Source organism: Rhizobium sp. No.120 (assembly GCF_054558365.1).
Genome location: NZ_BAAJNQ010000002.1, coordinates 815373 through 829962, shown reverse-complemented (window position 1 = coordinate 829962; position 14590 = coordinate 815373). Strand labels below are relative to the sequence as shown.

Below are 14590 nucleotides of genomic sequence, written 5' to 3'. Positions count from 1 at the left end.
CACCCAATCGCCCAATCAGCCGTGTAGCAATCGCTCCACGCGTGAGATCACTACAATATCTCGACAAGCGCCGACACCAGCCGATCGCACTCCCCATCCGTTCCAATAGTGATGCGCAGGAAGTCGTCGATACGCTCGGCGGAAAATCGTCTTACCAAAATGTTCCTGTTCCGCAGCTCTGTCGCCAGCTCCGCGCCTGGCCGGCTCGGATGCCGCGCGAAAAGAAAATTGGTGGATGACGGGAGGACTTGAAAGCCCAGCTCCCTAAGATCGGCAGCTAGCCGTTCCCGACTGGCGATGATCATGGCGCGATGGCGCTCGAACCAGTCCCGATCCTTCCAGGCCGCTACAGCACCTGCCTGCGCAAGCCGATCGAGAGGGTAGGAATTGAAGCTGTCTTTGACCCTTTCCAGTGCCTCAATGAGCGGCCTCTGCCCGACGGCGAAGCCCACTCGCAAGCCGGCAAGGCCGCGCGATTTCGACAGGGTCTGAATGACAAGCAGATTCGGATATGTGCGGACAAGTGGAACCGCGCTCTCGCCGCCGAAATCGACATAGGCTTCGTCGATAACAACGACCTGATCGGGATGATCCTTGAGGAGGCTTTCGATATCGGCCAGAGGCAGGCCGATCCCTGTTGGCGCGTTGGGATTGGGCAGAATGATTGCGCCACAGGGCTGGCGATAATCGTCAATGCGGACGCACATTTCGGCATCGACCGGAACCTGCCGGAACTCGATCGCATAGAGACGACAATAAGTCGGATAGAAGCTGTAGCTGATATCGGGGAAAAGCAGCGGTTCCTCATGGTTCAGCAGCGCCTGGAACGTATGGGCCAAAATCTCGTCCGATCCATTGCCGACGAAGACCTCGTCCTTATCGCGCCCGAAGCTTTCCGCAATTGCGACGCGCAACTCCCGCGCCGTCGGATCGGGATAGAGCCGCAGCGTGTCGGATGTAGCTTTCGAGATCGCCTCCAGGGCAAACGGCGAAGGACCGTAGGGGCTCTCGTTGGTGTTGAGCTTGATTATTCCGCCCGTGGCCGGCTGCTCGCCGGCGACATAGGGGGTCAGGGAATGAACAATAGGGCTCCAAAAGCGGCTCATCGTGATTTTCCGAATTTTGGCGGTTGGGAACCGCGGATTGCTGCGGCAGGTCTGCATAGGACGCCAACACCGTCGCAAAATCGAACTTCCGCGACAACTGTCTCTCAGGCAATTTCAGAAATTATCATTATGACCAACAGACGGTGTTCGAGCCGGCCCCAAAAGCCTCTGCCCTAAGCGGCAGTGGTCGCCGGCAAAACATCGCAACTTTTCGCAAAAAGCCGCTCGCTGAGAAAATCGACGAAAACGCGGACCTTGGGCGACATATGGCGGTTGGATGGCCAGAGCAGATGGAAATGACCGGGTTCATCAATAAAATCGTCGAGAACGGTTCTGAGCTTTCCTTCCGCAAGCGTACTGCGCACGAGGAAATCCGGCATGCAGCCGATGCCGAGGCCGGCAACGGTCGCGCCGCGCACCGCCTCCATATTGTTGCAGGAGAAAGCCGTCCGCATGCGCAGATCCGGCTCGCCCTCCGGCATGGTTAGGGGCCAGTCCAGCAGCTTACCGCTATTGGGAAAGCGAAACCTGACGGCCAGATGCTCGTTGAGAGTGCGGGGGCAATCGGGAATGCCGAAACGTTCGAGATAGCTGGGCGCCGCACAGAGCAGCATCTGAAACGGCCGCAAAGTGCGCGATATCAGCCGTGAATCGGGCAGATCCCCGCTGCGGATGGCAACATCGACTCCTTCTTCGATCATGTCGACGATGCGGTCGTTGAAATCGATGTCGAGTTCGACCTCGGGATAACGAGCAACGAATTCCGGCACGACAGGCAAGAGGAAGTGATAGCTGACGATCGGCACGCTGACGCGCAGCCGCCCGCGCGGTACGGCGACCGCCTGCGCAAGCGAGGCCTGTGCATCCTCGAGATCGTCGAGCACCCGTCGGCAGCGCTCGTGGAAAAGACGTCCTTCCTCGGTGAGCCGGATACTGCGTGTGGAACGCTGCAGCAGCCGGACGCCAAGCTGATGCTCCAGATTGCTGACCGCCTTGCCGACGGCGGAGGGGGAAAGGCCAAGCACACGTCCAGCGGCCGCAAAACTGCCGAGATCCGCAGTGCGAACGAAGGCCGTCAATCCGCTTAAACGATCCATAGACGCGCTCCATTCGAGAGTTTTCTTCCAGTATGCAAGGACGAATAGCGCAATTATCATGTGATTACAGCAAATATATCTTTCTCAGGTCATTCGAAGCGCGCAGGCGGCGGCCTTTTGGCCAGCACTCCCAGGATTGCCTGCCGCTTCCTCCCTTGCTCGAACCCAACGGTAATCCGATGACCTCTCCCCAGATAAAGGTCGCAAGTCCGACCGAGAAATTCTTCGTCCTCGTCGCCGTCTGCTGCGCGGCGGCAGCGATGCCGCTGACATTCACCGGCCCGGCCGTTGCATTGCCGGCCATCAGCCGCACGCTCGGTGGCAGCCCGATCGCACTCAACTGGGTCACCAACGCCTTCATGCTGACCTTTGGCAGCTGCTTGATGGCATCGGGGGCGCTGGCAGACAGCTTCGGCCGGCGGCGCATCTTCCTGGCCGGCGTCGCCTGCTTCGCGCTATTCTCAGCCGGACTCGCACTCGCCGGCAACATCATCTGGTTTGACATATTGCGCGCCTTGCAAGGGCTCGGCGCCGCGGCCGCCTTTTCCGGTGGCATGGCATCGCTGGCTCAGGAGTTCGAAGGAACAGCAAGAATGCGTGCCTTCAGCATCGTCGGTTCCAGCTTTGGCATCGGCCTCGCCTTCGGACCGATCGCCTCCGGCCTGATGATCGATGCCTTTGGCTGGCCATCTATCTTCATTCTCGTAGTCGCCCTGGCGTTGCTCGCACTTGGTTTCGGCGCCTGCTTTCTGCGCGAATCCAAAGATCCCGACGCAGCGGGGCTGGATTGGCCGGGCGCACTGAGCTTCACACTCGCCTTGACGCTCTTTACCTATGGCGTTCTGCGCGCACCGGAAACCGGCTGGAGCGACCCGCTCGTCCTCGCCCTTCTGGCCGGCGCCGCATTGTTCTTCCTTGCTTTCGGTATCATCGAGCGCGTGGTGAAACGGCCCATGCTGGATCTCAGCCTCTTTCGCTATCCGCGCTTCGTCGGCGTACAACTTCTCGCGGCAGCACCTGCTTACGCCTTCGTCGTATTGCTGATCCTGCTGCCGGTACGCTTCGTCGGCATCGAAGGCATGAGCGAGATTGCCGCCGGGCGGATGATGATCGCGCTTTCAGCGCCGCTGCTTATCCTGCCGATCGTTGCAGGGCTTCTCACCCGCTGGTTCAGTCCTGCAACGATCTGCGGCACCGGCCTTATCATCTCGGCGACAGGCCTTTTCTGGCTCAGCCATTTTAACGCAGGCTCGGCTCCGTCCGCCCTCATCGGCCCGCTACTGGCGATCGGCGTCGGCATCAGCTTGCCCTGGGGTTTGATGGATGGGCTCGCCGTCAGTGTCGTTCCCAAGGAGCGCGCTGGCATGGCGACCGGCATCTTCAGCACCACCCGCGTCGCCGGTGAAGGGGTCGCGCTTGCCATTGTCAGCGCCGTTCTCTCCGCCTTTATCCAGTCGAAACTTGCCGCATCGTCAGGTGAACATGCCGCTATGGCTGCACAGCAGCTCGTAACCGGCAACCTGGCAGCGGCAGCATCAAATGTGCCCGCGATAGGCCACGGAGCTCTTATCCAAGGCTATGGCGACGCCTTCAGCACCCTGCTCTGGCTCCTGACAGGCATCACTGTTCTGACAGCCGTCGTCGTCTTTTCCTTCCTCGGCCGATCCTCGGCCAGCGCTGTTGCAGCAGATGCCAAGCCACTGGAAGAAGATGAAGATAGGCTGTGCGTATCGAACGCCTGAGGAACGGTGGCGGCTGGCCGGAAAATCGCCCGGTCAGTTCCCCCGGCACCAGCATAGCAAGAAGGCCGATCGAAGGCCTAGAAACACGCCGCGTTGCAACAGAATGTTTCGAAGCCACATAAAATGTGCGCGCCAGATCCGCTGGTGAACGCTCTCCGCAGCAGCGCCAGGCTGGCGTTTACATCCGCCGCTGCTATATCATATCCCCATGATATCAGACCGGTTTTTGAAGATTATTGCCTGGACCTACATAGTGGCGCTCGTCGTCGTGACGTTCGCCCATCTCAATTGGCAGGCCGCTTTGGGCAATCCCTTCGACGTATTCCGCGCCGGTGCACTCTGCTTGGCCGGCATGCTGGCCCGGCTCGCCTATCCGCAATCGCCTTCCTTCACATGCCTCCTGATGATCGGCAGCGTATCGGCACTTTCCGTCTCGCATTTCCTGGCAAACGGCAATTATGGCTCAACGTTCGATATCATCGTCGGCATGACCAGTGGCCTCTGGGGCATCATGATTGGCTCGGCCTTGAACAAGCTCATCGGTTCAGCTTCCAAGCGGTCGGCGTCATACTAATCAAATTATAAATTACCGCTCGTTTCGCAATACAGACGGTGATGTTGCGTGGGTAGGCTCATCGTTGCTTGAACGGAGCTGGACGGCTTTTTTGAGATGCGCTACGCCCGCTCAGGTATTATTCAAGAATATTCAAATAACAAAATGCTGCGTATTGTACCATAAAATGATTATTGCGTAGCCAATATTATGCAGGACTTATCATTTCTATTCGCACATGTTGCATTTGTGCAACTTGAATTTAAAAACCACGAAAAAGTCATTCCGAGAAAAATATATCATATAACTTTGCAGGAAATCGTCTTTAATAACGACCAGAAGCGGGTGGGGCCCGTTTCTCCCGAGTCGGGGTTTTAAACAGGGATAGGGTTGAGGTACGTCGATTTTTCGGCGCGATTGCCTATGCCCAATCTATATTGGATTGGAGTTTTTATGAACATCAAGAGCCTTCTTCTCGGCTCCGCTGCTGCTCTGGCAGCAGTTTCTGGCGCTCATGCAGCCGACGCTATCGTTGCTGCCGAGCCGGAACCGCTCGAATACGTCCGCATCTGCGACGCATACGGTGCAGGCTACTTCTTCATCCCGGGCAGCGAAACCTGCCTCAAGATCGGTGGTTATGTCCGTACCGAAGGCAAGTGGTACGATGCCTACAACCCGGACAGCCACAATGGCACTCTCTGGCACACGCGCGCTCATCTGAGCGTTGATACAGCGACCGACACCGAATACGGCCCGCTGAAGACCAACACCGTCATCCGCTTCGACTGGCAGGATGGCGGCGCAACCACCACGAAGCTGCTGTTCGCAAACATCAGCCTCGGTGGTTTCCTCGTCGGTAAGGCTGACTCCCAGTACAACTCGTACATCGGTTACGCCGGCGGCGTCATCAACGACGACGTGGTCAATGACGGCCCGTACGAACTCAACCAGTTGACCTACAACTACGACGCCGGCAACGGCTTCACGGCTGTGGTCTCGGTTGAAGACAGCAACTCCGGTTCCGGCGCCAAGGGTGCCAACGGCGAAGACAGCACCAACCACTACCTGCCCGACGTCGTTGCCGGCGCTGGTTACAAGGCTGGCAACTTCGGCTTCAAGATTGTCGGTGGTTATGACTCCATCGTCGAAGAAGGCGCAATCAAGGCTCGCGTCGATGCGGACTTCGGCGTCTTCAAGGCCTTCTTGATGGGCGGCTGGAACACCGACGGCGACAAGCTCAACAAGTATGCCAACGCCAACGGCGCCGGCCCTGCCAAGGGTATCGGCTGGGGCGACTGGGCTGTTTGGGGCGGTGTGACTGTTCCGATCAACGAAAAGCTGCAGGCTAACGCTCAGGTTGCCTACACCGACTCGAAGATCTTCGCAGCGACCGCAAACGTCAAGTGGAACCCGGTCAAGAACCTCCAGATCACGCCGGAAGTTTCCTACACCAACTGGGACTCCATCAATCAGGACCAGTGGGCTGGCGTTCTCCGCTTCCAGCGCAGCTTCTAATAGCTCGTTTACGAGATCTGATCTGACTTGACCCCTGATCGGATGGAGATCGGCCTGACTTCCAGCGAAGTCAGGCCGATCCTTCCGATGCAGGGGTTAGTTATTTTTCTTGTCGGCCTGATAGCCGCCGCGCGGGAAGAGGCCCGCTAGGCCGTGCCAGATCTGGCGAGTTGCCGCAAAATGGACAACGATCTGCAATCCACAATGTGACGCCTCCATTTTTTTCTTACGCCTCATCGACACCAGGCATTTTTTATCGTAGAGACAACCCATGTCGAACATCTATGCATATTCCGCACGATTTTATTCGTACCGCTGCTCTCAGCGGAGGCGGGCCTGTGCGTAGTTAAAAGAGACACGACAGCAAAGACCCGAACCAGCCGCTAGTCTACCTGGCGGCTTTTTTTGTCGCCACGGTATGACCCCAAAAGGAACCGATACCGTGTTGAATTCCACTGATGACCTGCGCATTGTCGAGATCACGGCGCTGACGCCGCCCTCTCGGATCATAGGCGAAATCCCCCGCGACGAGGCTGTGACGGCGACCGTTACCGGCGCACGCAATGCCGTTCACAACATCCTGCATGGCGGGGACGACCGGCTGATCGTCGTGATCGGCCCCTGCTCCATCCACGATCCGGTTGCTGCGCTCGACTATGCCGCGCGGCTGAAGGAACAAAGAGATCGCTTCGCTGATGATCTCGAAATCATCATGCGCGTCTATTTCGAGAAACCGCGCACGACCGTGGGCTGGAAGGGCCTGATCAACGACCCGCATCTCGATGGCAGCTACCGCATCGAAGAAGGCCTGCGCATTGCCCGTAAGCTGCTGTTCGATGTCAACGAGATCGGCTTGCCGGCAGGCTGCGAATATCTCGATACGATCACGCCGCAATATATTTCCGACTTGGTGAGCTGGGGTGCCATCGGCGCGAGGACGACGGAAAGCCAGGTGCACCGGCAGCTGGCATCCGGCCTCTCCTGCCCGGTCGGCTTCAAGAACGGCACGAATGGCGACGTGCGCATCGCGCTCGATGCCATCATCGCGGCATCGCAGCCGCATCATTTCCCGGCCGTGACCAAGGAGGGTCTTGCCGCGATCGCCTCCACCCGCGGCAACGAGGACTGCCACATCATCCTGCGCGGTGGCAAAGAACCCAACTATGACGCCGAAAGTGTGCAGTCGACGGCAGAACAGTCCCTCAAGGTCGGGCTCGAGCCACGCATCATCATCGACGCCAGCCACGCCAACAGCAGCAAAAACCCGGAAAACCAGCCGCTTGTCGTGACATCAGTCGCGGAACAGGTCGCAGCCGGCGACCGGCGGATCATGGGCATGATGATGGAGAGCAATCTCGTGGCCGGCCGCCAGGATCTCATGCCGGGCAAGCAGCTGGTCTATGGCCAGAGCATCACCGACGGCTGCATCGACTGGCCAACCTCGGTGCGCACGCTGGAAGATCTGGCGAAGGCTGTTCGAGCACGGCGTCAGGCGCGCTGACACCTCTCTCATTCTGGGGACAGGTTCCCATCAAATGCGTCGGTAGTGTGCGAGGCTCAGATAATTTTTTCTTGGCCCGCGCACATGCCACAACTCAGCCCAGGCATCCGGCGAGCGAAAAAACAGATGGCCACAATAGAGATCGGGACCGCAATGATGGATGACGCGCTGCGAGGCGCTGTCTCCAATGCGAATGAATTCCGAAAGATTGGGGAAGCGCACGATGAGATCACCATCCGCGTCATCGAGCCGATAGGTTCGGCTGCTTCTCAGCGTCGCGTGGTCGCTTCGCGTATCGCCATGTTCCTCGAACTGGACAGGCGTGACGAACGCCTGCCCTTCGAATGTGATCAGGGAGCGATTGAAACGGTCGATGATCCGCCGCTTCACTTCCCATGCACCGAGGAAGGGGCTCAGCCGGCCAGCGCCGGCCGATCCTTTCATCAGGACGCCGCGCGCTGCGCCGCGTCAGCCTGCCGGCGGGGCAGTTTCCAGCCCGGCCGGATAAAGTGGCAGGTATAGCCGTTCGGATAGCGCTCCAGATAATCCTGGTGCTCCGGCTCTGCTTCCCAGAAATCGCCGGCCGGTGCGACCTCGGTGACGACCTTGCCGGGCCACAGGCCGGAAGCGTCGACATCGGCAATCGTATCCAGCGCGACCTGCTTCTGCTCTTCGCTGGTGTAGAAGATCGCCGAGCGGTAGCTCAAGCCGACATCGTTGCCCTGCCGGTTGCGCGTGGTCGGATCATGGATCTGGAAGAAAAATTCCAGCAGATCGCGATAGCTGATCTTCTGCGGATCGAAAATAATTTCGATCGCCTCGGCATGGGTGCCGTGATTGCGATAGGTGGCGTTACGGACATCGCCGCCGCTGTAGCCAACGCGCGTCGAGATGACGCCGTTATAACGGCGGATGAGATCCTGCATACCCCAGAAGCAACCGCCGGCGAGAACTGCACGTTCCGTTGTCATCTTACATCCTCCACTTGATCGATGTAGTCACCATAGCCTTCTGCTTCCATGCGGTCACGCGGCACGAAGCGAAGCGAGGCGGAATTGATGCAATAGCGCAGGCCGCCGCGATCGATCGGTCCGTCCGGAAAAACATGGCCGAGATGGCTGTCGCCATTCGCCGAGCGCACTTCCACGCGCACCATGCCATGCGACATGTCGGTCAGTTCGCTGACATTGGCGGGTTCGATCGGCTTGGTGAAGCTCGGCCAGCCGCAGCCGGAATCAAACTTGTCGGCGGAGGCAAAAAGCGGCTCGCCCGAGACGATATCGACATAGATGCCCGGCTGTTTGTTATAGAGATATTCGCCGGAGCCGGGACGTTCCGTGCCGCTCTGCTGCGTCACCCGATACTGCTCAGGGGTAAGCTTGGCGATGGCCTCTGCCGTCTTGCTGTATTTGCCCATTGTTGTTCTCCTTGCCCCTTGGCACGCCTTTCGAGCTTGGCCTGATGTCCTCGATGAGGACTGGAGAAGGCCGGAATAGATCGATCAACGCTAAGGGAGTGGTTGCAGAGCCAATATAGGCACCACGTGATCGATTTGCCATATCGATCACGACGGCGTGACGCCTCGCCCTTCCCGCACCCTACCTATTCGCCTCGCTCAAGGCGACATAGATCGCAGCGAGCCTCTCGATGCCAGCTTGATCGTCACCATCGAAACGGCCGGGCAGCGGGCTGTCGAGATCGATGACGCCGAAGACCTTCCCATCGCGAAAGAGCGGTACGACCAGTTCCGATCGCGAGGCGGCATCGCAGGCGATGTGCCCGGGAAAGGCGTGCACATCCTCGACGAGGACCGAACGCGCTCTTTCGACCGCCGTCCCGCAGACGCCACGACCCACAGCGATGCGCACGCAGGCCGGCTTGCCCTGAAACGGCCCCAGCACAAGCTCGTCTTCCCGCTGAAGGAAATAGAAGCCAGCCCAATTGAGGTCCGGCAGCATCTGGTAGATCAATGCGGAGGTGTTGGCCGCATTGGCAATCCAATCTTGCTCACCATCGAGCAAGGCCTTCAGCTGTTCCGCAAGTTCTCGATAGAATTCGGGCTTGCTGTCGTGCTGGATCGCTTTTTCCACGAACATGGAGTTGCTCTTTCGAAGTTCTGTCGCGAAGAAACTATCAGTCCTTCTCATCCGGCGGGCAAGGCCAGCTGGACGGCGCCTTCAGCCATGACGGCAATATGGTCGTATTGTCTCCGCAAGCCAGATTGATCTGCGCCTGCTGCAGACCGCTTGCCTTCGACAGATCGAGCCCCTCTATGCGCGTCAGATACATGAAGGCGCCACTGAAAGAGGTGGCCCCATCCATTACCGCGCCGTTCAGGGTCGCGCGCGAGAGATTGGCAAAGGAGAAATTCGCCCCCGTCAGCACCGCCTTGTCGAAATCAGCGCGGCCGAGCTCCGCCTTCTGAAAATCGGCGTTGTTGAGCTGCGCTCCGGCGAATTCGGCCCGCTGCAATTCCGCATTGGCAAACGAGGCGCCGTTAATCGAGGCGTTGCTGAAATCGGAACGATAGGCCTCGATCTTCGCGAAATTCGCGCCATCGGCCTTGGCATTTTTCAGCCAGGCACGCACCAGCGTCGCCTTTTCGAGATTGGCCGAGGTCAGGTTGGTGTCGCTGAGATCGGTGCTATCGAAATGTGCGCCAGCAAGATTGGCACCGTGAAGATCACTGCTCTGTAACATAATATTGGCCTTGCTGCAGCCGCTCCAATCCAGCCCCGGCCCGGCGACATTGCCGCAATCGGCGGCACTCAGGATATTGCTGCCGGAACCCAAAAGAAATGCGGCGCTCAACGCGAGCACTCCAAAGCAGGTTGCGATTCCCAATCTCTTCCCGACGGCATTATCACGCAAGGCATTGCTACGCCGGCGCCGCCCCATGATTGTCTCCCCGGCCAATCTGGCCACCCCGTTAACAAGACCCATTCCGCTACTCCGCTCCAGCACCTGCCAGCCGAACTCTCACCTGAGTCGGATGCACGTCCCTCTTCTTTGTATATGGTGCTTCAGGCGACAAAAAGAGCCGGTTTTATAAAAGCATATCTAAGTGCGATTGACGTTGATCCACAATGCCGGCGGCGACACGCACCTAGGCTCTCAGCCAACCATACAGCGGGCTGAAGATGATCTCAGGCCAGCCAACCTCCAGGCAGCCATATAGCGGAACGGGGCGCAGATGTTTCAGGCGATAACCACCCAATCTTCGGGCAGGATCTCGCAGCTTATTTCGGGAGAGACATTTTTCGGGAAGAAAATCAGTATTTTAGACTGGTCGGAGTGGAGTGATTCGAACACTCGACCCCCACGTCCCGAACGTGGTGCGCTACCAGACTGCGCTACACTCCGTGACCAGCGGCGCTTCTATAGACCAGCCATTTTTGATGCACAAGCACCAAATTCAAAAAAAGCATCTGATTTTTGACGAAAAGATTACAACGACATCTGCCTAGAAAATCGGCAGGAAACAGCGGCCAAAAATCCTGGCGTGCAAAAGACGCAACAGATTGAGTAAAATCCCGTTTGTACACGCGGATGGGAATTTTCTTTTGCCGGCTTTGGCGGTAAAGCCCTAAGCGGGACAGATGGAAAATGTCGTGGGACAGCGCGGCTTTTCCGCGACCTTTGCGTGACAGAAGCTCAAGGACGACACGATGAATATCCGCATGATCACCGCGGCTGGACTGTTGCTGGCACTGGCCGGTTGCAGCACCACGACGACAACAACGAAAGCAGCCCTGCCGCTACTGGCAAAGAACCCAGTTCAGGATCGCTGGCAGGGCCAGTCTGCAGGCCGCTTCTTCGCAGCTTACGGCCCGCCGATCTCCGACCGCGACGAAGGCGGCAATCGCGTCTACACCTGGCGTGGCGGCTATAAGAACGTCACCATCGTTAACAAGGAAGGCAAGAAGGCCGGCAAGCGCTCCCTGAGCTGCAAGGCCGACATCGTCACCAACCAGAGCTACGAAATCCGCTCCGTCAAAATCCTTGGCGACCAGCCTGGTGTCAGCGGACCATCCTATTGCGCCGAGCTTCTGGCGCCGCCGGAAAAGGCTGCAAAAGCTGAACAAACGGACTGAAGCCAGAAGCTTTATCCTGAGACAATATCAGCAGGCAGCCTGCGAGGGCTGCCTGTTGCTTTGCGAACAATAGTGATAGAGCAAGCGCGAAATCAAACGTCCGAGGCGCTCGAAGCGGATCTTAAAGGCTGTGAGCTTCAGATCTGTGGCGGATGCGAACAGCTCTGCGAGGACGGGCCATCGGCCGCGGGCATAAACGCCTTGTCGATCGCGTAGAGCTTGGCAAACCGCGTATCGGCAATGAGCCTCAGGCCAGGGGGAAGCTTGTCGCCGTATTGATCGGGTATGTCGGCATTGATAACCAAAAGGAAATCGAAACGACGCCTCCAGTCGACGAGATAAGGCGCTACCTCGATGAAAACCTTTAGCTCTGAAGGGCAACTCAGCAGGCCAGGGGAAATGAGATTACCCTCCGGCACGGCGATATCTCGCCATGGTGGCAAGACGTTCAGCGGCTGCTTGCCGACGGCAGTGAAAACCGTGGGCACGAAGGCATGGGCGTAAGGGATCGCAAGTGTCGGCAGATGCCGGAATGTATCCTCGTCCCAGGCATAATATCGTGTGCTTATGTTAATCGGCTTATTCGCGGGCTTATGAGCCATCGGTAAAATTGCCGATCCCTCCGGAACATGTTCGAGCACGGTGGCGACATCGGCAACGACGGCCTGGCCATGCCACCAGTTGGCCCCGATCCAGATTGTTCTGCCGAGCGCAACGGCAACCATCCCAGTGACAACGAGAACCGCTTGGCGCCGGGGCAGATTGGGCAAGGGGCACACCATAACCATCGCTGCAAGGGCCGCCATAATCGGGAAACGCCAGCTGATCCAGCCTGTTTCCATAACATGGCGTGGGGATAGGCAGGAGAGGATCAGCAAGCCAACGACTGTGACAGCCAGCCCTGCATGCAGGCGCAGCCGGTGGGTTCGAACGGCATTGGTCACGACAAGCACGAGGGGGATCAGGAACAGCATATCCGCCGGCAGCGTATAGCTCCAGAATGCCGACACCAAATTGGCGACGATGAGGAGCGGCGTATCGTTCCAGGCTGTATTGATACCACTGCCATCGCCGGGCAAGACGCGCTGGTAGAAGAACAGGCAAGTCGCCGGCAGGGCGCAGGCCAAAATAGCAACCAGAAGCCTGCAACATAGGCGCAGGAAATCGCGACATGACTTCAATGCCGCTGTCGTTGGCGAGAATTCGAGACCGCAGATAAGCGCCATGTAGAAGCCTAGCGAAAAGATATGCATGATAGTGAGCAGCAAGCCGGCGAACAGGCGCCAAACGAAGAGCACGGCCGGCTTGCTCGATTGCAGAGCATGATCGACGCTCGCGAAAAGCAGCGCCATGCCGAGCCCGATCTGAAAATTGATGAAGCCGCCGATCAGCGTCGCGCACCAGGCGAAATACAATATGCCGATCTGCCAATAATAGCCGCCGCCGTGCAGGCGCCGATGCAGGGCGATAGCCCCAAGAGGCGGCAGAACGATCGCCAGGAAGAGAACGCTGCGCGCCAGCAGCGGAACACCGACCAGCGGCCCCAGCCAATAGGCGGCGAGATCAATACCGACATTGGTGAAGGTCCTGTTCCAATCGACCGCATAGATTTCGTGAAAGGGGGGTGTGTCGATGCCGCCAGCAAGCAGCCACATGCGGGCATAATGATTAGGATAATCGAGGATCGGCGGGAATTGGAAGGCGGTGACTAAAATCGCAACCACGATCAGAAAGGCAACAATTGCCAGACCCGGCTTCTGCTTGACAATGGCGGCATCCGTATCGGCTGCTTCGCGCACGGTCGCGGAAACAGCCGCATCTTCCGATGACGGCGCGCTCGCGGATAGCTGCGGCATCAACCGTTCGCCCTCACCTGCTCCGTATTGTCAGCCGTCCCGCGAGTGCCGCTCAAGGCGCGTTCGAGCGCACGCCGCTTACCGACCGCGTCCAGATCGGAGAAGTCGCTGGGAATATCTAGCGACCGGCCCTTCTGCAGGAGGCTTTCGATCATGAACATCGGCCGCCGCTTGTTCTCCTGCACCAGACGGCCGACATATTCGCCGATAATGCCGATACAGATGAGCTGGATGGCGCTGAAGGCCGTGATGGCGGCCATGATACTCGACCAGCCGACGATCGTTTCGCCCGCAAACCAGCGAACGAGCGTGTAGAGCAGCAGCAAGGCCGCACAGCCGGCGCTGGCAAGGCCGAGCCAGGTGCTGATGCGCAAGGGCACGGTGGAGAAGCTGGTGATGGCGTCGATCGCGAAATTGATCATCTTGCGCAGCGGATATTTGGTCGTGCCGGCAAAGCGCTCATCGCGCTCATAGGGCAGTGCCACCTGCTTCCCGCCGATCCAGCTTACCATGCCGCGGATGAAACGATCCCGCTCCGGCATCGCCAGCAGAATATCGACGACGCGACGGCGCATCAGCCTGAAGTCGCCGACATCGCGCGGGATCGCCACCGACGCAAACCGCGACAGCAGCCGATAGAAGAGCCAGGCGGAGGCGAGCTTGAACCAGCTCTCTCCCTGCCGGCGCACGCGCTGGCCATAGACGACATCCGCGCCGCGATCCATAATCGGCATCATCATGAGCAACAATTCCGGCGGATCCTGCAGATCGGCATCGATCAACAGCACCCGCTCGCCGCGCGAGGCGGCAAGACCGGCGGTCGTCGCAAGCTGATGCCCGTGATTGCGCATCAGGCGTACGCCCAGCACCTGCGGCGTCTCAGCCGCGGCAGAGGCGATCACCTCCCAGGTGCCATCGGTCGATCCGTCATCCACCAGGACGATCTCGAAGGCCTCGCCGGCGATGCCCCTCGCTGTTGCCTCCGCCCGCCGGCAAAATTCGCCAAGCCCCTCCTCCTCATTGTGGCAGGGGGCAACGATGGAAAGCAGCAATTCTTCGGGGTTTTGATTCATGATCGCCTGTATCGAGATGATGGCGACTACAATGGGGGAAAATGGTCAAGCAA

15 protein-coding genes and 1 tRNA gene are annotated in these 14590 nt (G+C 58.7%); 5 read left to right on the top strand and 11 right to left on the bottom strand.

Features of this window, described 5'->3' with window-relative positions:
- Window positions 1–50: 50 nt before the first annotated feature.
- Both hisC and ACYJRZ_RS09735 read right to left on the bottom strand, forming a co-directional pair.
- Window positions 51–1106, bottom strand: coding sequence for a histidinol-phosphate transaminase (gene hisC, locus ACYJRZ_RS09740; RefSeq protein ID WP_459458360.1), 1056 nt, complete (start codon window positions 1104–1106; stop codon window positions 51–53).
- 173 nt (window positions 1107–1279) lie between these two features.
- Window positions 1280–2203 (bottom strand): LysR family transcriptional regulator, encoded by a 924-nt coding sequence (locus tag ACYJRZ_RS09735; RefSeq protein ID WP_459458358.1) that lies wholly within the window; start codon window positions 2201–2203, stop codon window positions 1280–1282.
- A gap of 179 nt (window positions 2204–2382) precedes the next feature.
- Between ACYJRZ_RS09735 and ACYJRZ_RS09730 the strand changes: the two genes are divergently transcribed.
- From ACYJRZ_RS09730 to ACYJRZ_RS09720, 3 genes are all read left to right on the top strand, one after another.
- Entirely contained in the window at window positions 2383–3945 is a 1563-nt protein-coding gene (locus ACYJRZ_RS09730) for an MFS transporter (protein WP_459458356.1), read from the top strand.
- 226 nt (window positions 3946–4171) lie between these two features.
- Complete coding sequence (locus ACYJRZ_RS09725) at window positions 4172–4519, top strand: hypothetical protein (RefSeq protein WP_459458354.1); 348 nt, start codon at window positions 4172–4174, stop codon at window positions 4517–4519.
- 432 nt (window positions 4520–4951) lie between these two features.
- Window positions 4952–6013: a porin gene (locus tag ACYJRZ_RS09720; protein WP_459458352.1), complete on the top strand. Its 1062-nt coding sequence runs from the start codon at window positions 4952–4954 to the stop codon at window positions 6011–6013.
- Window positions 6014–6109: 96 nt separating this feature from the next.
- Here the strand turns inward: ACYJRZ_RS09720 and ACYJRZ_RS09715 are convergent, their stop codons facing one another.
- A complete protein-coding gene (locus ACYJRZ_RS09715) occupies window positions 6110–6295 on the bottom strand; it encodes a hypothetical protein (protein ID WP_459458350.1) in 186 nt (61 codons plus the stop codon).
- Between the two features lie 136 nt (window positions 6296–6431).
- Here ACYJRZ_RS09715 and ACYJRZ_RS09710 point away from each other — a divergent pair, with 136 nt between their 5' ends.
- Window positions 6432–7514, top strand: a complete 1083-nt coding sequence (locus ACYJRZ_RS09710) for a 3-deoxy-7-phosphoheptulonate synthase (protein ID WP_459458348.1) — start codon at window positions 6432–6434, stop codon at window positions 7512–7514.
- A 30-nt stretch (window positions 7515–7544) separates the two neighbouring features.
- On the opposite strand, the gene ACYJRZ_RS09705 is transcribed toward ACYJRZ_RS09710, so the two are convergent.
- The 6 genes from ACYJRZ_RS09705 to ACYJRZ_RS09680 all read right to left on the bottom strand — a co-directional run bounded on the left by ACYJRZ_RS09705 (window position 7545) and on the right by ACYJRZ_RS09680 (window position 10877).
- Window positions 7545–7958 (bottom strand): DUF6314 family protein, encoded by a 414-nt coding sequence (locus ACYJRZ_RS09705; RefSeq protein ID WP_459458346.1) that lies wholly within the window; start codon window positions 7956–7958, stop codon window positions 7545–7547.
- Window positions 7958–8485, bottom strand: coding sequence for a peptide-methionine (S)-S-oxide reductase MsrA (gene msrA, locus ACYJRZ_RS09700; protein ID WP_459458344.1), 528 nt, complete (start codon window positions 8483–8485; stop codon window positions 7958–7960). Before msrA ends, ACYJRZ_RS09705 begins: the two co-directional genes overlap by 1 nt.
- Window positions 8482–8931 (bottom strand): peptide-methionine (R)-S-oxide reductase MsrB, encoded by a 450-nt coding sequence (gene msrB / locus ACYJRZ_RS09695; RefSeq protein ID WP_095434197.1) that lies wholly within the window; start codon window positions 8929–8931, stop codon window positions 8482–8484. The genes msrA and msrB overlap by 4 nt, the downstream gene beginning before the upstream one ends.
- A 181-nt stretch (window positions 8932–9112) precedes the next feature.
- Window positions 9113–9610 carry a GAF domain-containing protein gene (locus tag ACYJRZ_RS09690; RefSeq protein WP_459458341.1) on the bottom strand — a complete coding sequence of 166 codons (498 nt, stop codon included), beginning with the start codon at window positions 9608–9610 and terminating at the stop codon, window positions 9113–9115.
- 37 nt (window positions 9611–9647) lie between these two features.
- Entirely contained in the window at window positions 9648–10358 is a 711-nt protein-coding gene (locus ACYJRZ_RS09685; protein ID WP_459458740.1) for a pentapeptide repeat-containing protein, read from the bottom strand.
- A 442-nt stretch (window positions 10359–10800) separates the two neighbouring features.
- A tRNA-Pro gene (locus tag ACYJRZ_RS09680) sits at window positions 10801–10877 on the bottom strand.
- Between the two features lie 305 nt (window positions 10878–11182).
- Here ACYJRZ_RS09680 and ACYJRZ_RS09675 point away from each other — a divergent pair.
- Window positions 11183–11608 (top strand): hypothetical protein, encoded by a 426-nt coding sequence (locus ACYJRZ_RS09675; protein WP_459458340.1) that lies wholly within the window; start codon window positions 11183–11185, stop codon window positions 11606–11608.
- A 137-nt stretch (window positions 11609–11745) separates the two neighbouring features.
- Here the strand turns inward: ACYJRZ_RS09675 and ACYJRZ_RS09670 are convergent, their stop codons facing one another.
- Together ACYJRZ_RS09670 and ACYJRZ_RS09665 are read right to left on the bottom strand one after the other, a co-directional pair.
- A complete protein-coding gene (locus ACYJRZ_RS09670) occupies window positions 11746–13464 on the bottom strand; it encodes a hypothetical protein (RefSeq protein WP_459458338.1) in 1719 nt (572 codons plus the stop codon).
- On the bottom strand, window positions 13464–14537 hold the full coding sequence (locus tag ACYJRZ_RS09665; protein ID WP_459458336.1) for a glycosyltransferase family 2 protein: 1074 nt from the start codon (window positions 14535–14537) through the stop codon (window positions 13464–13466). The genes ACYJRZ_RS09670 and ACYJRZ_RS09665 overlap by 1 nt, the downstream gene beginning before the upstream one ends.
- Window positions 14538–14590: the final 53 nt, after the last annotated feature.